The following is a 22068-nucleotide window of genomic DNA, read 5'->3' on the forward strand; positions in this document are numbered from 1 at the left end:
GTAATGATTATTTTTCTAATCCAACCAACCGGGGTTTTGCCAATTCTCTCCTCCTAATCCGATTATTTTATTCACTTCTGATTGATCGATGGGATACAGCAACCACTTATCGGCTGTCGATTTTCTTGATGTAAGCTTAAACCGATTATAACTCAAATTATTTCCTGCCTTTTCAATACGCATTCCTGTGACGAACTGATCCGTTTCTGACAAAATTTTCCAGCGTCGCACATCAAAAAAACGGTGTTCTTCGAATGCCAGTTCAATCCGTCGCTCATTCCGATAACGTTGTTCAAAATCTGTTTTGGCAAGTCCTATCGGCAAAGGAGGCATCCCGGCGCGTGTACGTATGGTATTTACCGCATCACGTGCACTGAGCGACAGGTTACCCGCAGTAATATTCACATCCGGACCCTCCGACTGATAAGCCGATTCGGCAAAGTTTAGATAAATTTCTGCTAGACGGAATAAACGGATATATCCGTCGGCATTATTTCCGCTTCCAGAGCGATAATTATTAAATTTCCGTAAATAATATCCTGTCCGCGTGTTTTTAATGTTCGTGGAAGAAATCGCTTCCTTTCCGCCTACAAAAGTTTCGATAGGCGAGCCTTCGCCCGAAGATTCGGTTATCTTAATATTTCTTAGCTGAATGTCCTTACCAGCCAATCCACCGAAATCAATTCTTAAAAAATCATCTGCTTTTCCCCAAGTAAACTGCCCCACACTAGCGCCAATATCTATGGTATAGGTAGTCCAATCAGTAGCTGGAGGTATATTGCTGTAGGTGGTTGACCGACCACCAGCAATAGGGTTGAAAAATATTTCAGGTTTTTCGATACCGGTGTTGCTTTTATACTCAAAGGTCAGCACAACATTGGAATAGCCATTTAGTTTCTCTGCTAATGGGGATGTCTGTATAAAGGGATCTCCTCCAGTAGTTGTTAGTAAATAAACACCAGATTCTTCTGTTGCGCTTAGGTTATTAGCTGTACCCAATTCTAACGTGAAGGGCTGGGTTTCGCTACCACCAACTCCCAATGTCTTTGGCGCACCATTATAATAGATTGATGCGTAGAAACGCGGATCGCGTCCTTCATAAGGGCGGTTAGGATCATAGCCCGATGTTGGGTTTATAATGGGTTGCAGATGATCTGCATCAGCATATCCACGAATAGGTGATTGCCCATTAGCCATTTCGTAGCTATCAATCAATTCCTGTGACGGACAGGGTCCTGCCTTCTCTTGCCCCGTGGTTGAGGGCAGGCCCGCATACTTCCAAACTTGCCGTTGTCCACCAACTTGATAGATCGTTTCTTTATCATATGAACGTTGATCGTTCGGATTGGTGATAAAGTATAAGGCATAAGCATTTTGCGCTGCATCCGGCGATGGCTTATCATCAAAAAGTTTATAGTCGTGCGACAACAATTGGTTTAATGCCTCTGCATTAATGGATGTTGCTTTTTCCCAGGTATATGTTCCGTCTGTAAATAGCGGACTAGCAGCATAGGTAACTGCTTGTGATTGGACAGCGTAAGCTACCGCTCGCGTCATGATTCCCTGTTGATTATCATAGATCGCCCAATGAAAACCCTGCTCGGTATCGGGCACCATAAGCGCAGAATCACAATCGGAAACAATAAAATTAACGACCTCATTAAACGACGCCTTATGATCTTGGGAAAAATCATGACCAATTTCCACGGATGATTTCACTAGGGGTACACCTCCGTACCGTTTTATGAGCTGCAAATAATATAAAGCCCGTAGTGTCCTAGCCTGTGCAACCCATCCTGCTTTTTCTTCCTCGCTGGCATATACCGTCGCCGTTCGCATCCCTTCAATAAATACATTGCATTTACGTATGCCGGTATATAAATCGCTCCAAGGGCTACCATCAGTAGAATAATCCGCATAATTCGAAGAAGTTATATTGCCATCGTACCAAAAATCGTATTTACTTGATCCTGTTGCATTAATATCCGCATTTTCAGATTCGTCAGTATAGGAAGCCCGATCCATGTCTGGTGTCGGAACATAGCCATAACAGGAATTCAAATATCCCCTAGTCTGATTATAATCTGTAAAAATATCATCCATAGTGATTCTACCGTCAGACGGCAGTTCCAATTGCTTATTACACCCGAGCAGGGTAAAGAAGAAAACACTGCCAAGTAGTATGTTAAATCTCTTTATCATATTCATCATTTTAACATCTTCAGAAATACAAATTCACACCAACATTATAAACCCGATAAACAGGTATTGTCGAATAGCCGCCACCTTCTGGCCCAAAGTCGTCGGTCTTCATGTGGTGCCAAGTCAACAAGTTTTGACCAGACAACTTAAAGCGGATTTTTTGTGCCCCAATAACCTGCGCCGCACGACCGGAGAGCGTATAGCCGATTTCTACATTCTTTAAGCGTAAATAAGAACGATCAAACACATTAAAGCTGGAGTTTACTTGACTAGAACTTGTTCGAGTTGACAGTGCCGGATAAGAAATTTCTTCACCATTCGCATAGCGTTCCGGTGTCCAAGCGTGTTCATGTAACGCCGTAAATACCCCGTCATAATTTGTTTCCCAAACCCCCAAGCCACTCATAAATCGTGCATATTTTCCGAGTCCCTGAAACAAAATATGGAGATCAAAACCCTTATAATCTAGACCACCATAAAAAGAATAAACATATTCAGGAATAGCCCCCGTTCCTAAAGGTGCATAATCTTTATCATCCAGTTCACCATCGCCATTAAAATCAATAAACTTTAGATCACCAACCCTTGGGGCCACGTTATACTTTATTTGATTGCTATTTAACTCTTCTGATGAGTTAAAGTATCCATTACCATTACTGTAATCAACTAGATAGCCAAAGGCTTGCCCATAAGCAAAGCCTTCTGCTTGGTAACGATAAGCGTAATCTTCAGCGCGCATCGCTTCATCTATAGAGATTACCTTATTCTTCATATGGGAGATGGAACCTCCCACAGTGAATTGCAAATCCTTGTTGATGGCGCGATGATAATCTAAGGTGAGTTCGTAGCCCTTGTTTTCAAAAACTCCTCCGTTTATCGATGGATAGCTATCCAAAGGAATACCTTGATATGCAGGAATGGTACTTATAGCATCGATCACCATATTTTCCATACGTTCCTTAAAAACATCTACAGACAGGTTGAGTGCCTGAAAAAAGCCGATATCTAGACCCAGATTAGTTTTTGTAGAGATTTCTGCTGACAAATTCGGATTACCAAAGCTTTTCTCATTAATTTGGTATTTCAAATAGCTTAGAGGCCCACCACTAGACAATTCGATATCATCCAAATAAGAATAGCGCGCCAGTCCACTTAGATCATTGGCCGTTTTACCCCAAGCAGCCCGCAAATGAAGATTGGTTAAGATGCGGCTATCCGCTAAGAAGGTTTCATTAGAGACCGTCCAAGCCGCTGAGAATGCAGGCAAAAAGGTATAACGATGATCTGGAGCAAATTGCTCCGAACCCGAATAACTCGTCACCGCACGTAAGAAATAGCGGTTATCATAGCCATAATTTGCATCTAAACCGGAACTAAATCGATTGTATGGTAATAGATCGGGACTATTCGTATTAGCTTTAGTTAAATTCTGGTAATAAGCATAAGCGGTACCACTTAGCTCATGCAAGCCAAAGGATCGCTGATAATTCAATACCCCATTGTACGTTAAATGATAATAATGTGAGTGGCTTTTGGAATAGGCTAATGGGCTATTCGTATCCTCTCCTTTACGAATGAATACCAATTCATTTTGTTTCTGTGGGTCACGCTGCCAACGTTCATAATTTTGGAGCGTACTTAAACTGCCCACAGAATTGGTTTGATACGCAAAAATTCCCGTAGCTTTCAAGCCTTTAGTGAGAAAGCTCAAATCCATGTTCAGCCCAAACTGCGAAGTAATATTCGTTACTGTGTGATTTACATAACCCGAACGATTTAGCTGACCATATGTCGGACTCCCTATGAGTTGTGTCGTTAACACCTGACCACTTGAATCGCTCAGTTGCCCCGTCGTTTGGTCAAAGACATCTGGTGTTACCGGTCCATACATCGTTGGTGGCAATTGAAAGATACTGCTATATACATTCGCTACACTTGAACCTGGTGTATGCTCCCGTTTCACATTGCCAGCCAGACGTACAAAAGCACTAAGGTAACTATTGAGCTTCATATCGACGTTAGAACGATAGTTCACCCATAAATTATAAGGATCGGTACGATAATCCGGCTGGTCTGTATGATAAATACCAGCTTGGTGCATAAAATTTACGTTTGAATAGAAAGTAATCTTATCATTTCCACCATTGACATTCACACCAACCCGTTGCATGGTGCTTAAATCCTTCATATAATAGTCGTACCAGTTATTATTGGGATATAGTTGCGGGATATCTCCATTTCTAAAATGGCCAATTTCTTCGTCGGTAAAGAATGGAGATACACCATCGTTAATAGCAGCTTGATTTCGGAGTTCCGCATACGTAGCGGCACTGATGAACGTCGGTTTGGTACTTACTTGTTGTACTGCTTGGTCCAATGTGGTTGACATTCGTAATGGCCCTTTCTGTCCTCTTTTCGTTGTAATGACGAGTATACCATTAGCCCCTAATGTACCATACATCGCTTGGGAGGCGGCATCTTTTAATACACTAATCGATTCGATTTCATTGGCCGAAATGTATTCCAAAGTTTGGTTTGCATTGTAAGAAGTGATAATACCATCAATCATCGCTAAAGGTCCATTTGCACGGGCGGCAGAAACGCCACGTACATATAGTGTAGTATTTGCACGTGACAATTCAGATGAAGCCTCTTGGGTGATTAGACCGGGGAATCTTCCGGCAAAACTCATGCTTAGATTGGCCACAGGTGCGCGTTCCAGTTCTTCGCCACGAACACTCGCTACTGCACCACTTAAGGCTCCTCGTCGCATAACAGAATAGCCCAATCCGACCATTTCATCCAAGCGATGTACATCAGGTTGTAGCTTGACGGAAATATGTTCGTTTGGCGTGCAGGGTATCTGTTGACTAATCAAACCATTCTTTTCGATGCGGACCGCTTTACTTCCATCATCTACTTCCAGTTCAAAGGCTCCTTCATAATCGGTAGATGTCCCGCTCTTTCCATTTTCTGATGTAATAGCTACACCAACTAAGGATTTTCCCCATTGATCCGTTATTTTACCCTTCAGTTTTACGGAAATACCTTCTTCCTGAGCAAAGCTTACGACATGTAGAAGCAAGCCGAAGCACAAGCACAAGAGGGTGCAGGTATGTTGTTTGGATTTTTTATGATTCATATGTAACTAATTATCATTTGTTGCTTATTCTTCATGAAATTCATGAATGCTTCGCGTTTTGTTTTTAAAGGCTGTATCGTTTCGTTTGTTAATTCATCAAAACTTAACCTAAAACTACCAGCCTGAATTTTGCCAATTGGCCCCTGTGATGGCCAATAAACGATTTGCTTCAGCCAAAGGAATAGGCAAAAACAAGTACTTATTGATATAGCACAAGCGTGACTCGCTTCTTACCGTACGCCGATTATACGTGTAGCTACCGTCTGCATTCCGGGTTATCGCTGCCGCTGTAATCCATTTATCCGTATTCGACAAATCTGCTGTTGGACTAGACCATCTACGGACGTCGAAATAGCGGTTTTCTTCAAAAGCTAACTCGACCTGACGTTCATGCCTCACCCGCGTAATCAGCTCCTGTTGTGATAAACCCGCTGATACGGGCGGCATATCCACCCGTGCGCGAATTTCATTAACTGCGGCACGGGCTTCATCCAAATGGCCTGATTCTGCCGCTGCTTCAGCGAAATTCAAGATAACTTCACCCAAGCGAAACAACTTCCAGTTCGCGCCTGCTACCCGATTATCACTTCCCGAGCTGGGATGTAAAAACTTTCGCTCATAATATCCTGTTCGCGTAGCCGAACGGGTGCTGGCATGGATGCCCGTACGAGGTTCACCAATATAGGTAGAGATGATGCGGACGCGATTTCCATTACTTGCTGGATAATTCTCTGGAGATTCTGGAGCTTCCGCAAAACTCCAATTAGCCTTCCTTTTGGATCCGTTATAATAAATAGAGGCATAAAACCGTGGATCTCTGTTTGCATACGGATCTTGCGGATCATATAGGGTGTTATTCGGATTATAATTAGGTTGCAAATGTTTTTCATCCAAATACGGTTGATCTAAATCCAATATAGGCTGACCATCCTTAGTCTCATAGGCATCCACTATTTCCTGTGACGGACAGGTTCCGGATTTATAGCCATCCTGCGCACCAATACCGTCCATATACCAAACGTCTCCTTGACCTTGTCTACTTTGGTAAAGGGTTTCTTTATCAACCGGATTTGTAGCATAGGCCATGGTATTGGTAAAATATTCATTATATAAGGCCGCCTTAGCATTATTGTCTGGGCCAAAGAAGGCAGTAGCCGACTGATAGGTTTGCGGAAAATTAACTTGATTGTATAAAGCAAAACCCTTTGCTCGTAAATTTTCTAAAGAAGCCTTGTTCAATTCATAGGCTTCTTGCCAATGATCTTGACCATTGTTATATAGTGGGCTTGCTGCAAAGAGCATCATTTTTGATTTAATGGCTTCTGCCATCGCTTTATTTACTCTCCCAGCCTCCGCACTAGAAGTAATACGCCATGGAAGTTCAGGTGTGGCCAATGCAACATTGCAATCCTCTTCAATAAACTTGACCACCTCATAGTAGCTTGCTTTCTGCAAACTTGAAAAATCATCACTAAAGTGATGAGGTTCACGAATAATCGGCAGTGCGGCACCATACCACTTTAGTAGTTCAGCGTAATAATACGCACGTAATAAGTGTGCCTCAGCCTTCCACCTTGGTCGATTCTTCTCTTCAATGACCGTTGCCTGATCAATCCTGCTGATGAAAACCGAACAGTTGTAAATAGCATTCCAATACCTCGCCCAATAATTGCCATTACCATTTTCTGCACTAACATTAACCGCAGGATGATTATCTGCTGAAGCATTACCATTGTACATTCGACCCGACATTAAGGTAGGTTCGGCTTCTGCATCGGTATCCCAGGCTTCGTCGCTCCAAACTACAGGCCCTCTGCTCCAAAAATAATACAATGTCCCTTTACCGGGCATGTTGTCATAACACGTATTTAAATAAGCACGCACCTTAGCATCATCCTGAAAAACCTCGTCAATCGAAATTTTACCGTCTGGAGCCATATCCAAAGCTTTATTACAAGCCGTCCACAGCACCAATCCAAACAGACCTAATGCATATACTAATTTCATTTTCATATTCAGTCAATTATAAAGTTAGATTTAAGCCTAGGTTATACATTTTTGTCGTTGGATAGCTTAAAGAGCCATTCGTTTCAGGATCTAAATGATCCATTTTTAAGTGATCCCATACATATAAGTTTTGGCCACCCACATAAATCCGCAACGACTTAACGCCCCACTTTTCAAACAGCTTTTGAGGTAGGGTATATCCCAATTCTACATTCCGCAATCGGATAAAGGAGCGGTCCATAACAAAAAAGTCATTTGCCGTATGATTGGTTGTGGTCTGGGTACTTAGTGCTGGATAGGTTATTTCCTCTCCGTTGGCATAACGCTCTGGCGTCCATGCGTTACGGTGATAACTAAAATAGGTTCCTTGTTTAATATTTTCATATACGCCCTGATTAGCATATAAACTGGAATAACGGCCTACTCCCTGAAAGAATATATTGCAGTCAATTCCCTTATAATTAAACCCTACATTCAAACCAAAGATAGTCCCGGGTATATTGGTATATTTAATCGGCGCCTGATCTTTATCATTAATCAAGCCGTCGCCATTTAGATCAACGTATTTAAAATCACCTAAACCTGGTGTTCCGAAGCTGTAGGTAGTATGCGATAAATACTCATCCAACTCTTCTTGCGTGTTAAAATAACCATTTCCATTGCTATAATCAATTTTATAGCCCCACGCTTGTCCCAGTGAAAAACCTGTTGTACGATAGGGATACGTATATGTTTCATCACGTTTGGCTTCGTCGTAAAATTCAACATTATTTTTATTAAAGCCATAGTTCCCTTTAATATTAAGTTGAAAGCCATTAAAGACTTCTTTATTATAGGCAATTTCCAGCTCAAAGCCCTTATTATTTACCTTTCCCATATTTACCTTCGGTATATAATCCAACGGAATTCCTTGTAATTCTGGAACCGTTCCTCTTGAGATTAAAATATCCGTTCGATGTTCTATAAAATAATCAAAGGTGATATCCAAGTCGTGCATCAACTGGAGATCAATACCGTAATTCTGTTTCTTCGCTACTTCCCATCCGATATTGGGATTTCCCAATAATCCGATATTTACGCCACCCCCTAAGCTGCTTAGCGGTCCACTGCCCATGGTAATATTGTCCTGATAAAGGAAGCGTTTGGTTTCAATTTGGTCATTACCAACTTTTCCATAGGATGTCCGTAATTTGAGATTGGTAACATATCGGTTATTCGACAAGAATTTTTCATTGCTAAGCACCCACCCTAGGGATACCGCAGGGAAGAAACCAAAACGATGCCCTGGCGCAAATTGTTCGGAGCCGTTATAACCTAAGTTTACCTCTGCCAAGTAGCGACTATCATAAGCATAGGTGAACCGACTTGCCAAGCCAATAACATTATATGGAATCTCGCCTGCTGTGGTTTCCCATTTATCACGCTGACCAAGGAACATTCCCGTTACCTCATGCTTTTCATTAAAAGTTCGTGCATAATTGATAGAACCTTGTAAATTGATGTTATAACGTGAATCAGCACCTTTTACCAATTTAAGCAGATTTTCATCTTGATGATTAAGCGCGTAAGACAACTCATTCGTATTATAATTAATAATGGCGCCATACAGTTTCTCCTTTTTCTCCCCTTGCATCGCTGTAGTTGCCCGTGTATCGTAAGAGATCATCCCTTTTATACTTAAGCCTTTAGTAATCAACTTGCTTAAATCCCATTGAGCACCTAAGGTACTATTGAGGTTTGAACGGAGTTCATTGCGGTATCCCATGCGATTCATAATTTCGAAGGCCGAACGATCGAGATAACCTGGATCCACGATCTGTCCGGGTTGAACACCAAAGCCATCAATCGTTGTTGGCCCGGGGGTAATTGGCAAAATGGTTTGTGCTTGATAAAATAGGTCTGTAATCATCCAGTTGGTATCTCCTCCATATAACCATGCTGCTGGCATATTCACTTTTTCTATGTAACTTCCAATATTTAAGAAGGCAGATAGCGATGGACTAAGTTTATAATCCAAGTTACTTCGAAAGTTATACCGATCTAACCAAGAAGATGGATCATATCCTAGCACCGATTCTGGTTCAACTTTCAGATTTCCTCCCTGATGCAAATACGCTGCATTGACAAAGTAGGAAAGTCTATTGCTACCACCGGTAGCATTTACATTTAATCGTGTTTGTGGTGTATACTTCGAAATAAATTCGCGGTAGTAATCATGATCAGGATACATATACTGTCGTACTGCCGCCTTGGTAGCATAGTCTGGATCATTAGGATCAAGTCCCAATAAGGGATTGACGAACTTTGCTCGTACTTCATCGCTAAAGGGGAGTTCTAGATGATCATTCTTTGCCGCCTCATTTCTTAGGTCGATATATTCCCACGAATGTAAACGTTCCGGTTCTCTCGTTAAGGAAGTATAGCTTTGGTCCAGGGATACGTTAAATTCTGTTTGCCCTTCTTTTCCACGGCGGGTAGTAATCATAATTACGCCATTAGCACCCCGTACCCCAAATACCGCCGTAGCTGAGGCATCTTTTAATACCGTAACCGATTCCACTTCATTGGCATCGAGTGTACGGATATTGTCGCGAGGAACGCCATCGATCAGTATCAATGGGTTTTTCCCGTTCGTAGTGGCTGCGCCACGCAAATATAATGTGGCATCATCTCTCCCTGGTTGGCCATTAGCCTGAATTGAGGTTAAACCTGATAGTCGCCCAGCCAAAGATACCGCTAAACTGGCCGACGAACTTTTGCGTAATTCTTTATTACTAACACTAGATACTGCACCGGTTACCGATACTTTTTTCTGCGTTCCGTAACCTACTACAACTACTTCATCTAAACCTTGGTCTTGTGATGAAAGTTGAACGTTAATGATGGTTTGACCACTTACAAGAATCGTTTGGCTATTATAACCCAGATAGGCAAAACGCAAGGTCGCTTTTGGATCAACCTGAATGGCGTATTGTCCATTCTCATCCGTTTTTGTGCCTGCTGATGTTCCCTGAACGTATACACTTACTCCAGGAATCGGTGTTAAACTAACAGAATCAATGACTGTTCCTTTTACCAAGATAGGCTCCTGTCCATAGGCGTGTTGCACCCATAATAGCATCAACATCATTCCTAGAACAGGCCATTTTAGGCAATTACGTGCGTAATTCTTTTTTCGCATAAAATTTATTTTAATTGGCGTAATAAATGGTTAGATAGCCCAGATAAAGGCCAATAAAAAGCCTCTACCAAAAAGCTGTCTTTTTTGGCTTACATTGCAAATAAGAAATTGACTGCAATTATTTGCTTAGTACGTTAACAAAATCTACTTCGAAAGTATTGTAATGGAAAACGCAACGAAACATAGGCTTTATACTTGTAGCTTTATCATCATATCTATTTTTAAGTTTAAAAAATTGGTTATCTATACGACAAGGATAAAAGTAATAAAGAAAATGTATTCTACTGTCCTGTACTATGTTGAGCTGTCTGCGCCATCCTGCTATTGCCCTAAAAATCTGCCACCATCGTTATGTGTAGTACTTAGCAAGTCTTCCTGAGGATTAGAGATGGAAATGATCCTGCGGTTAAGGTTGGTTTAGGAGAATGAATTTATCGGGTTACTATTAAGCTTTAACAAAGGGGTTAATAAAGATAACCCCTTTGTTAAAGCTAAGTGCGTTTACGCTTAAAGCTGACTTTCATTAGATCGCTTTAATACCCTGGGTTCTGTTTAATCTCAGGGTTATTTTGTATTTCGCTAAATGGAATAGGGAAGATTAATTCATGATCCTCCACACTGAAATTCAATTTTAAATTTTCAAAATAAGCATTCATTACTTCTTGTGCTCTTCCGGTACGCACCAAATCAAACCAGCGGTCTCCTTCATCAAAAAACTCTACCCGTCGTTCTTTCTCCAAAGCTAACCGACAAGCGTCTTGCGTTAATCCAGAAAGATCAGGCAAGGAAGCTCTTTCCCGCACCTGATTAATATACGTTAAGGCGTCGGCAGTATTTCCTTGCTCATTTAATGCTTCAGCATAACTGAGTAGTACATCTGCGTAACGCAATATGGTGAAAGTTACACTACCATCCTCCAGGTCGGTAGCCTTCCAGTCTACAAACTTTTTGCCATAACGTGCGTAGACGTTGCTCCCATCCGCTAGCGTTACGGTATCGCCAACTGATGCCTCCTTCCGCTTATCCCCTGTCTCATAGGTATTCATCATATCCAAGGTAGGAACGATCCGCCCAGAACCTTGCTGATTATTCGGGAAAAGCGTTGTATTTAGATTCGGTGGCGTAAACAGGGCCGAAAAATTGTTTCCGATGGTCTGTCCGCTTAAGAATTGGACTTCCAACATCGACTCTTCCTTATTATTGTTACCTGCACTAAATAAAGAACCATAGTCACTAACCAGCTGATACTGATTCAAATCGATGACTTCCTTCAATTTGGTAGCCGCCTGATCATAATCATGCATGGCTAGATACACCTTGCCCAATACTGCCTTAACGGTACCCAAGGAAGCTCTTGTTTTATCGGTATTCAATTCTCCTGGCATTAGGCTTTCTGCACTTTGCAAATCTTCCACGATAAATGGATAAACATCCGAACTGGGTTTTAAGGTCAGATCGGCGTTGTAAACTTCCTCCGGGCTATTAAAGCTCTGTGTTACCAATGGTACATTTCCATAAAGTTGCACGAGATAGAAATAACAAAAAGCCCGAAGAAACTTAGCCTCTCCAGTTATCCGGTTTTTTGCCGTTTCGTCGAAATCTACGCCATTGATTTTATTGAGAATGATATTACAGTTAGCGATGGTCAACAAGCAGTTGGTCCAAAACTCATTGACTAAACCGTTTGCAGGATTCAATGCTACTTGATCATACTGTTGTTCATCATTTGAAGGTGATTGAAATTTGATTTCTGCATTATCGGTTATTAATTCGGCCGCATATAAAAGGGAGCTTTTTGTATATAAAGCCCTGAGTCGGGAATAAGATCCGATAAGTCCTTTTTCAAAGCCACTTTCATCTTGATAAGAATTTTCGTCATTTAATTTATCCGATGGTACGCGATCCAGAAAATCGTCTTGGCAACTGTACAGTGCACCGAGTAATAACATAAAGGTGCAAAGCGTGATTTTTTTTATATTAGCTATAATCATAACGTTAAATTTTAAAATGAAGCCCTAACACCTAATGAATATGTCCTTGGAACAGGATACGAGTAGAAGTCGACACCCGTACGGGCTACATTATCCCCTCCTGTACTTGCCTCTGGGTCAAATCCCGGATAATCCGTAAACGTATAAACATTGGAAACATCGGCAAAAACCGATAGTGATTTCAGTTTCCAGCGTTCGACAAGCGATTGTGGCAAGGTATAGGATAAATTAATGTTCTTGATGCGAACGAAAGAAGCATCAAACAAATATTTAGTGGTATAGGCATTGATGCCCAGCGCATAATCATTACGTATAGCGCGTGCATATTCTCCGTTACCTGGATTTTCAGGCGAACGCCAACGATCATTCATTAAATCCAATTGGTTTTGTACTCCTGCTCCATTCAAGCTAGTTGATCCACCTTGAAAATAAAGCTCTCCCCCATGCGAACCGTAGATACTAATACCCAAGCTAAAAGCTTTATAACTGAATTGGTTGCCAAAACCCCAAGTAAAATCTGGCCATGGATCGCCCACAATGGTACGATCGCTCATATCAATCTTTCCATCCTGGTTTACGTCTTCAAAACGATAATCGCCAGGTTGTGTTTGAGGGGCTTGAACCGCGCTATTAGCCACTTCGTCTGCTGTTTGGAATACTCCTAAAATATTCAAAAGCTGAAAGCTGGAAATAGGATATCCAACTTGGGCAACTTGGAAATCAGATGTTTTGATCACTCCATTAGCCGAATGTAAGGCGAGCACCTTATTACGGTTCACGCTAAATGTGGCATCGCTACTCCAACGAAAATCTTTACCATTGATGTTCTGCGTATGCAAGGTAAGTTCTAGTCCTTTATTTTCCAATTCACCAATGTTTTGTATAGATGTAGAAACACCGGTAATCGGAGGCATGCCCACTGTCAGCAACAAATCTTTTTTATGCGAACGGTAGAAATCAGCCGTCAGGTTAACTCGACTATCAAAGAAGGATGCATCCAAGCCCACATTCACCTGATGAGATTTTTCCCAGCCCAATAGATCGTTAGCCATCGTTGAGGGCGTCACACCTAGTACAATCGATCCATCCGATACGGTTCTGGCCATGCCATATAGAGCTAAACTAGCATAATTTCCAATCAAGTTATTTCCTGCCACTCCATAACTGGCACGTACCTTCAGTTCATCGATCGCCTTAACATCCTTTAGGAAGTTTTCTTCAGAAAGGCGATATGCCAAGGATACAGAAGGGAAAGTACCCCATCTGTTTTTGGTGCCAAAGCGTGAGCTCCCGTCTCGACGAACCGTAGCTGTAAGTAAGTACTTATCTGCGTAAGTATAGTTTACGCGACCTAACCAGGAAAGCATCGTCCATTCACTGGTATAATCCGTTCCGGAAGATACCACTCCCCCACCAATAAGGTGTATGTCATCGGTAGGAAAATCCGAGGCCCCTGCTTGCATAATATCATCCTGATTTTTTTGAATAGTAAAACCCACCACCGCATCAATTCGGTGAACATCATTAAAGGTCTTTTGATAACTAGCGGTATTTTCATTGAGCCAGTTCATGGTATTGATCCGAGTACTTGCTGCCAAAGCGGTTCCAGTGCGACTAGTGGCTAGACCTATTTTAGAAGATTTCCACACACGTGACTGACTTGTGTTATAATTAACACCCACAGTTGATTTTAAAGTCAGTTCTTCGATGGGTTTATATTCTACATAGGAATTGGAAAAAACATTAGAATTTTTTCGTTTATCCGAAAAGTTATCAGCAATAATCAATGGATGCTCGACCGGAATTCCCAAAGGGTCAGAAAATTCGGAATAATACCCTCCATTTTCATCGTATACCGGGATGGTAGGATCGCTACCAATGGCCGAGGCAATCAATCCGCGATACTGGATATCTCCTTCTGCCCGCGCAAAGTCGCCGAAATTGTGTGTTCCGGCAAAGGAGGTACCGATTTTCACCTTCTTGTTTAATTCAACATCTAGATTGGCCCTAAGGTTAAACTTTTTGAAGTCAGAACCAATAATAATACCTTTCTGGTTCATATATCCACCAGAGATGGCATAGTTAATGGTTTCTTTATTGCCCGTGACGGATAGCTGATAGTTTTGGACCAAGGCTCTGCGAAAAATCACATCCTGCCAATTGGTACCCTTACCGGCAAACTGTTCTGGGTTTCGGAAGGCCGGTTTAACCACAGATGTACCATCGCGTACATCGTTGGGATCGGAAGCATTACCTCCTGAGAACACCCATGCATTATCACGCCCCTCTGCTACAAATTCGGCATATTCCTGCGGTGTCAATAGATCTAATTGATGTTGTACCTCTTGTATACCCGAAGAATGTTCAAAATTCACGGAAGAGACACCCCCTTTGCCTCGCTTTGTCGTAACGATAATGACACCGTTTGCCCCACGAGACCCATAAATAGCCGTTGCCGAAGCATCTTTAAGGACCTCTATGGATTCGATATCGGCCGGATTGATACTACTAAGAGGATTGACACGATTAACACCACTGACCCCCATAATACCAGAAACAGAATAGGAATCCGAACTATAGCCTGTTAATTCTGATCCACCACCCCCTGAACCAATTGGATAACCATCGATTACATAAAGCGGTTGACTTCCTCCTGTTATTGAGTTAATCCCGCGCAACACCATATTAACATTACCCCCCGGAGCACCCGAGGTTTGGTTGATCTGCACCCCGGCCACTTTACCTTGCATCATCTGATCAAAACTATTAGCTGCTGGTACAGGAACTAAGTCTTTTTTTGCTAAACTGGTTACCGCGCCGGTTAAGTCGCGCTTACGCTGTGTACCGTAACCGACAACAACGACATCTTCCAGCTCTTTGACGGCTGCATTTAGGCCAACATCGACTATGGCTCGATTATTAACAGCAATTTCCCGCGTTTGATAACCGGTATAACTGACCACCAATGTGGCATTTCCTGGCACTTCGATACTATAAACACCGTTTTTTCTAGCTCTGGCGCCCTTTTTACTTCCTTTTAGCATAATACTTGCTCCAGGAAGTGGCTTAGAGGATTCGGCAGCGGTAACTGCACCGGTAACTTTAATGGTCTTTGTTTGTGTTGCGGTACCCACCGCCTGCTTGGTGGTGTCGGTAGTTTGCTTTGTGGTATCTCTCGCACGTTTTGTGGTGTCAATAACTTGCGCGAAGAGAAGGATCGGAGAAAATAGCGACAGGGAAACTAACCCGACTAGACATTTGCCCCTCAGGGCATTCAATGGATGCTTCATAGGTAATCATTTAACAGCAAGAACTATTTAAATAAATTTATAATCCAGCTTGGATCCTTACTTGAATAAGAGCCAAGCTGGAAGTTAATTAACCTGTTTTAGCATCCTCGGGAATTTATTAACAATTTAAACGCCTAATGTTTTTATTTATTTCAAAGAATGTTAAGAAATGTTAAAAATATTGTTTTCTTTTTCTCGCAAAAAGAAATAAAAGCCCATCGCTTGGAAATTTGCTTCAACGGTAATACATCAACCTGCACATCACAAATTTCCTAGGCGATAGTTAAGCGGAACGGAAGGACTGTGCTTAAACCACTCCAACAGACCCCATCCATTTCGACTTTATCTCCTTGTCATTTCGACCGTAGTAGAGAAATCGACCTTATTTCACGTTAAAAGTAACACTATGTTTACCTGAGGTGAGCCACTCGTCCTGATCGGCCAGTGTTTTTCCTTTTTCATCTTTGGCTTCTCCAGTTTTTATATCAGGAAAAACAAGTTTCGCTTTCGTATTAGGCGGCACCTCTATTTCCAAATGCATGGTATTATTTTCAATGCGCCACGAAGAACTTATTTTTCCATAAACACTTTCGAAATCGGCTTTTGCGGACGTTATTTCCCCGCCTGGTTTTGGAGCTATACGAAACTGCTTATAACCTGGTATTATTTCATCAGGTTGTATTCCGGCGATATTTTTATACATCCAGTCGCCAATAGCACCATAGGCATAATGATTAAAAGAGTTCATGTCTTTATTTTGGAAAGTACCGTCGGGCTTAATACCATCCCAACGTTCCCAAATAGTCGTTGCACCCATCTTAACGGGATAAAGCCATGAAGGGTAAGTCTCTTGCAGGAGCAATTGATAGGCCACATCCAAGTAGCCAAAGCGACTGAGTACATGGCATAGGTAGGGTGTTCCTAAAAATCCGGTAGTGAGGTGATTATCGTAGCTCCGAATATTTTCTACCAAGCGTTTCGCTGCCTCTGCACGCATATTTTCTGGCAGTAAATCGAAGTTTAAGGCTAAGACATAAGCCGTTTGAGAACTAGAGACCAATCTTCCCGAGGGGGTCACAAATTCATGCAAGAAGGCCTTTTTTATCTTTTCCAAGAGTTGCTCATAGCGTTGTTTATCATCACTTTTATGCAAAACCGAAGCCGCATTGATCATCAGTTGCGCCGAATGGGCATAAAAACATTGTGCAATAAGGTATTTATCGGTAATAGCCGCTCTTCCGTCTCGGTCATCATTAGGAACATAAAAAAGCCAGTCACCAAAATGCCAACCTTTATTCCATAAGCCATCGGTACTATTATCTGTCATGAATTGCACCCAATTTACCATAGAGGTATATTGATCTTTTAAAATCTGTTCGTCACCATACACCTGGTAAAAATTCCATGGAATGATAGTCGCCACATCTGCCCAACCAGCAGATCCACCTTGCTCGCCATTAAACATATAGGGAACAACATGCGGAATAGCCCCACTTTTAAACTGATCGGCTTTTACATCTTTTAACCATTTAATAAAAAAGCCAGCGACATCTCGGTTATACGCCGCTGTAGTAAAAAATGCCTGTGCATCACCCGTCCAACCCAAACGTTCATCTCGTTGTGGGCAATCTGTCGGCACATCTACAAAATTCCCTTTTTGACCCCACTGAATATTATGTTGTAATTGATTAATTAAGGCATTAGACGTTTCGAAGGTACCTGTTTGTTGCATGTCTGAATGCAGTACCACCGCTTCAATATTGGCTAAATCAATCAACTCTTTAGCCCCGTCTATCTTGATGTAACGGAAACCCTGAAAAGAAAAATGCGGATGGTAGTGTTCTTCCGCTCCTCCTTTTAGGGTGTAGGTAAGCTGTTGTTTAGCACGACGCAGATTTTCAATATAAAAATTACCCTCCTTATCCAGCACTTCTGCATGGCTAATAACCACTGAATCTCCTGCTTGCCCTTTTACATGGAAATTCACCCAGCCCACTAAATTTTGGCCAAAATCTATTACTTTTTCCCCCTTGGGCGTCGTTATTATTTTAACCGGTTTGATATGTTCTTGCGTCTTTACCAGAGGAGCCGCCGATGAAATGAGATGCTCATACGATAGGGTATCGTTCACGAGTGCCGGTTGCCATTGTTGTGCGTTATACTCCGCAGTCGACCAATTCGCGATTTCTTTTCTGGCATCATATCGTTCGCCATCATAAATATCAGATAGCAGGATAGGGCCGTTTAAGCTCGTTTTCCAGGAATCATCACTGATGATTAACTGTTGTTCGCCATTGGTATATTCAATCACTAGCTGCGCTAATAAGGATAGGTCTTTGCCCCAAAAATTCCTTCCGCCCATCAAATTCCCCCGGAACCACCCGTCGCCCAACGATACACCTATGGCATTATCTCCTGATTTCACTAAGGATGAAACATCATATACTTGGTATTGCAACTGCTTGTGAAAGCTTGTCCACCCCGGTGTAAAATAAGCATCCCCGACCCTTTTTCCATTAATATACGCTTCGTATAAGCCATAAGATGTGATGTATAAGCGTGCCTGCTTTATTTTACCATTGGTATTCCACGCTTTACGGAACATGGGCGATGGCCCGGAGGCCTTCGGCGTATCTTTGGTATATTGAATCCATTTTGCTTTCCAGTCGCTTGGTGCTAACAATCCCATTTCCCAAAAGTTGACTGTACTCCAAGAAGAGGCATGGCCTTTATTATCCCAGATACGCACTTGCCAATAGTAGCGCTGGCCACTTTTCAGTTCATTTCCTTGATAGGCTATGTGTACTGATTGGTCACTGGAGACCTTTCCTGAGGTCCAGGATAATCCCTTATGGACGAACGATTTTGGATCAGTAGTCACCCTGATTTCGTACGCCGTTTGAAAAACATCCATTTCGTCCGACCGAATTTTCCAACTTAGTCTGGGGTGCGATTGATCAATGCCCAAGGGGTTGACTTGGTATTCACACGTGAGGTCATAAAGGGAGAGTGATTCTTTTGCTTTTACGTTCAGCACAGTACAAAAGATTAAAACGATCCACAAACTTTTCTGAATTTTTGAATAGCTATTTAATACATACATGGTTTATAACAATTAGTATACGGTATTAGAACCCTTTTCAAAGGTTTATCCACTAAAATTTTAATTTTTACCCTCCTTACGGAAGGCAAACTTTCCATTTTTTATTTTTCATACGTTACAATACGCACTGGACCCAGCAAACCGGATGTCCGCAAGGTATCATTCTTGTTGTAAGGATTAAAGGTGGTGAAGGTAACCCGTTGACTATTTCGAGGCTTTCCGTCCAATAACCATTGCGGCCATTTTCCATCTTTTACACCATCATCGGGGTATTGCTGATCGCCGATTAAGCGATTTACCCAAAGGTTGGCCACTTCGATTTTCAATACATTATCTTGCTGCTTAAGCACGTCCGTCACTTCCACACGCCAAGGTGCGGTCCATACTGTTCCCAAATCTTTCCCGTTTACATAGACCTTAGCCATGTTTTTTACTTGTCCCAAATCCAAGTATACCGGCTGCTTTGGTAAGATTTCCTGTACATCAAAATGTTGTTCATAACGTACAATACCCGAATAATACTTCATACTATCGTTGGATGATTTACTCCAATCGATCAAGTTGCTGGTGATAGTCTTTTTTGGTCCGCCTAAACGGGAATCAAAGGTTAATTTCCATAGTCCTTGCACATCTTGAACGGTTTTTAAAGATACGTTATTCCGAGAAGGTTTTTCGCCTTTCATCCCGCTATTTTGTTTTGGAAAGACAATAAAATAGCTTTGGTAGGATTCAAACTGCAACGGAATTTTCGTTAGTTGATGTTCTTGTTCACTAACATCTGCCAATAAACGCCGCTGCCCATTTAAGGGATCCCAAAGTTCTGGCTGTGAACCCTTATTTCTAAAGGTAATAGTCGTTGTCACGTGGTGTTCGGTCTTATTCGACACAAAATAGATATCATAATCAGCAGCCGTTCGATGCGTATACCGCAACGCATCGGATCCAGAAAAATCCTCCACTATTCCCTTTTTTTCTAGTATTGCCTGTACGACATCGTAGCTCGGATACAGTTCACCTTTTGCGTATAACGATGTTCCAGAGACTATTTCTCCTTTTCCGACCGGCTTGTTTTCTACCGGTTTCCCCATCGGGCCATCCCATATCTCTTTTACAATGGCTTTTAGTTCCGTATCGCCATTCGGATAATGAACGAGACTAGGTGATTGGTGTGGCGGGTTGGCGACAACGGTCGCTCCATCCTGTACCAATGTCCGTATTTTATCAGCTAAGGCAGGAGTCATACGCGTCGTATTGGGCAGCACCAACACCGCATAAGTGGCACCACTTGGAAAAACAACACGATGGTCTTTTACCCTTGCCCCCATTAATTGCAGCGGACTACAGCCATCAAAATTATATCCTTTTTTATCTGGCAACCCTTCATCATCGCTAAGCGCTGAGGCTGGTGGTGTAAATACTTGCGGTGCACCTTCTGGTGTAAGATAGAGGATATCAGCAACTGTTCGTCCCTGCTGCAGGATATAAGAGCATCGGGCAATATACCGATGGTATCCCTCTACTAAAGGCCACCACGTTTGATTTCTGTCCCAATGAACGCCATAAGGTCCCATAGTCATTCCCGGACGTAAGCTATCCGCCAATGCTTGATGTTGAAAAGTATGGTACATAAACTGATTAATACCCATCGCAAAAGCCCAATCACCCTGATTCTTCATCACTTCAGGATATTGTTTCCAAGCTTCATTATTCTGCGCCGTAAAAGCCTCGGCGGCTACCCGCTGTTTTCCACCAATATGCGCAATGGAAGTCGCTTCAAGTACACTAAAAACCGTGTTAAAACCGTAACCTTTACTCCAGAATTCCGCCATTGGAACATCGGCTATCGCCCCTAAATCCATATCCGAATTCGGGTTCATATCATAGGGTTCTATAGACAATTTAAGGTTATTATCGTGGCTGTATTGTTTCAGGTATTGCGCATGGTTAGCCAGTATCAGCTCTTGTGCCGTTAGGCGTAAATCCCATAGAAAGCGTTCACTGGTTTCTCCATCACCAACCGCATAGCCTGCATAAATGGGGTAATAAGGTTGCGGGTCATACCCTCTTCTCTTTTTAAAAGCTGCTCTGAAATTTGCCGTCCAGTTTTGGGCACCCATTTCCCAGCTATCGATATGCAAACGCTTCAATCCCCCTTGTTGTTCAGGCTTAGGAACACCAATTTTCTTCAATAAAGCACCCACATAATGATCGAGATGTGCCCTAAAAGCGGCGCTATCCATCTTATCTACTTCAAAACCCAGTCCAGGCATAGGTGCCGGACGAGTTACTGCACCATTATTTCGGCAACCAAAACGCATAATGGTCCAATTGCCTGCGGGTGCCTCCCAATCCAAAGAGCCATCTTGTTGTAGCTTGTCGCTTAAATCGATGATTTGCTTTGACTGGATTGCCATCTGTTTTGGTATTACCGAAGAATCGGGCATCGTTAATCGCGGTTTCACCCCTGGTGCGGAAGAGTAGGGAGCCCGATAATAAAGCGCTTTTTCCTCTATATCGGCTATCGAATCTCGATTCGGGATTGAGGGGAAAGCCAATACCGCTACATCCTGATAATAGTTTAACCATTTTTCCCTTAATTCCGGCGTAAGTGCTCCTTCCCCAAAAAACGGTTTTTTCGGTTGGGGTTTAGGTAGCTGTAGGTGCTGCATACGCCCATCGCCTTTGATCGTTACCCGACTGGCAACAAGATGTTGCATCGATTGTTCCGGTTTTACCCAAGGGCCACCGCTACCCGCCCATCCGGGACCAGAGCCGAGGATGACCTCTATTCCCAACCTTTCTGCTTCTTTCACCGCATAGGCAAAATGATCTTGCCATGTCTCACTTAAAAAATCAATATGCCCCCGGGGCACCCCAACGTTAACCTCCAGAAAAACCACACTTCCAATCCCTGCTTGCTTCATCGATTCCAAGTCTTTTGTCATGCCCTCTTTGGATAGGTTACCATCCATAAAATACCAATAAACGCCCGGTCGCACCGAATCAGGAGGGTTTACGAAAGCGCTGAATAAGTCTTCTGTATCCGGTTCTTTCGACTGGTGGCCGTTGGGCGACAAACAGGCCGAACAAAAGGCCATCATGCACAGTCCTACGAAATAAATCACGCGATTTTTTTTGAATACCATTTTTTA

Annotated in this window: 8 protein-coding genes; all 8 read right to left on the minus strand. The window is 42.4% G+C overall.

Features of this window, described 5'->3' with window-relative positions:
* Positions 1–15: 15 nt before the first annotated feature.
* Positions 16–2202, minus strand: coding sequence for a RagB/SusD family nutrient uptake outer membrane protein (locus ABD930_RS15330; protein WP_345232643.1), 2187 nt, complete (start codon positions 2200–2202; stop codon positions 16–18).
* Positions 2203–2221: 19 nt separating this feature from the next.
* Positions 2222–5344, minus strand: a complete 3123-nt coding sequence (locus ABD930_RS15335) for a SusC/RagA family TonB-linked outer membrane protein (protein WP_345232645.1) — start codon at positions 5342–5344, stop codon at positions 2222–2224.
* A 114-nt stretch (positions 5345–5458) separates the two neighbouring features.
* The gene (locus tag ABD930_RS15340) at positions 5459–7357 is read right to left on the minus strand and encodes a RagB/SusD family nutrient uptake outer membrane protein (RefSeq protein ID WP_345232647.1); all 1899 of its coding nucleotides are present in this window, start codon (positions 7355–7357) and stop codon (positions 5459–5461) included.
* Positions 7358–7367: 10 nt separating this feature from the next.
* The gene (locus ABD930_RS15345; RefSeq protein WP_345232649.1) at positions 7368–10532 is read right to left on the minus strand and encodes a SusC/RagA family TonB-linked outer membrane protein; all 3165 of its coding nucleotides are present in this window, start codon (positions 10530–10532) and stop codon (positions 7368–7370) included.
* Positions 10533–11065: 533 nt separating this feature from the next.
* Positions 11066–12523 carry a RagB/SusD family nutrient uptake outer membrane protein gene (locus tag ABD930_RS15350; protein ID WP_345232651.1) on the minus strand — a complete coding sequence of 486 codons (1458 nt, stop codon included), beginning with the start codon at positions 12521–12523 and terminating at the stop codon, positions 11066–11068.
* Positions 12524–12534: 11 nt separating this feature from the next.
* Complete coding sequence (locus ABD930_RS15355) at positions 12535–15813, minus strand: SusC/RagA family TonB-linked outer membrane protein (RefSeq protein WP_345232653.1); 3279 nt, start codon at positions 15811–15813, stop codon at positions 12535–12537.
* 382 nt (positions 15814–16195) lie between these two features.
* The gene (locus tag ABD930_RS15360; RefSeq protein WP_345232655.1) at positions 16196–18850 is read right to left on the minus strand and encodes a glycoside hydrolase family 78 protein; all 2655 of its coding nucleotides are present in this window, start codon (positions 18848–18850) and stop codon (positions 16196–16198) included.
* A gap of 167 nt (positions 18851–19017) precedes the next feature.
* Entirely contained in the window at positions 19018–22062 is a 3045-nt protein-coding gene (locus ABD930_RS15365; RefSeq protein WP_345232657.1) for a glycosyl hydrolase, read from the minus strand.
* Positions 22063–22068 lie beyond the last annotated feature (6 nt).

Origin of the sequence: Olivibacter ginsenosidimutans (assembly GCF_039542865.1) — a bacterium.
Classification (GTDB): domain Bacteria; phylum Bacteroidota; class Bacteroidia; order Sphingobacteriales; family Sphingobacteriaceae; genus Olivibacter; species Olivibacter ginsenosidimutans.

Excerpts from the sequence above, each read along its gene's own strand:
- ABD930_RS15330 (WP_345232643.1), bottom strand. The coding sequence starts at position 2,202 with ATGATAAAGAGATTTAACATACTACTTGGCAGTGTTTTCTTCTTTACC.
- ABD930_RS15335 (WP_345232645.1), bottom strand. The coding sequence starts at position 5,344 with ATGAATCATAAAAAATCCAAACAACATACCTGCACCCTCTTGTGCTTG.
- ABD930_RS15340 (WP_345232647.1), bottom strand. The coding sequence starts at position 7,357 with ATGAAAATGAAATTAGTATATGCATTAGGTCTGTTTGGATTGGTGCTG.
- ABD930_RS15345 (WP_345232649.1), bottom strand. The coding sequence starts at position 10,532 with ATGCGAAAAAAGAATTACGCACGTAATTGCCTAAAATGGCCTGTTCTA.
- ABD930_RS15350 (WP_345232651.1), bottom strand. The coding sequence starts at position 12,523 with ATGATTATAGCTAATATAAAAAAAATCACGCTTTGCACCTTTATGTTA.
- ABD930_RS15355 (WP_345232653.1), bottom strand. The coding sequence starts at position 15,813 with ATGAAGCATCCATTGAATGCCCTGAGGGGCAAATGTCTAGTCGGGTTA.
- ABD930_RS15365 (WP_345232657.1), bottom strand. The coding sequence starts at position 22,062 with ATGGTATTCAAAAAAAATCGCGTGATTTATTTCGTAGGACTGTGCATG.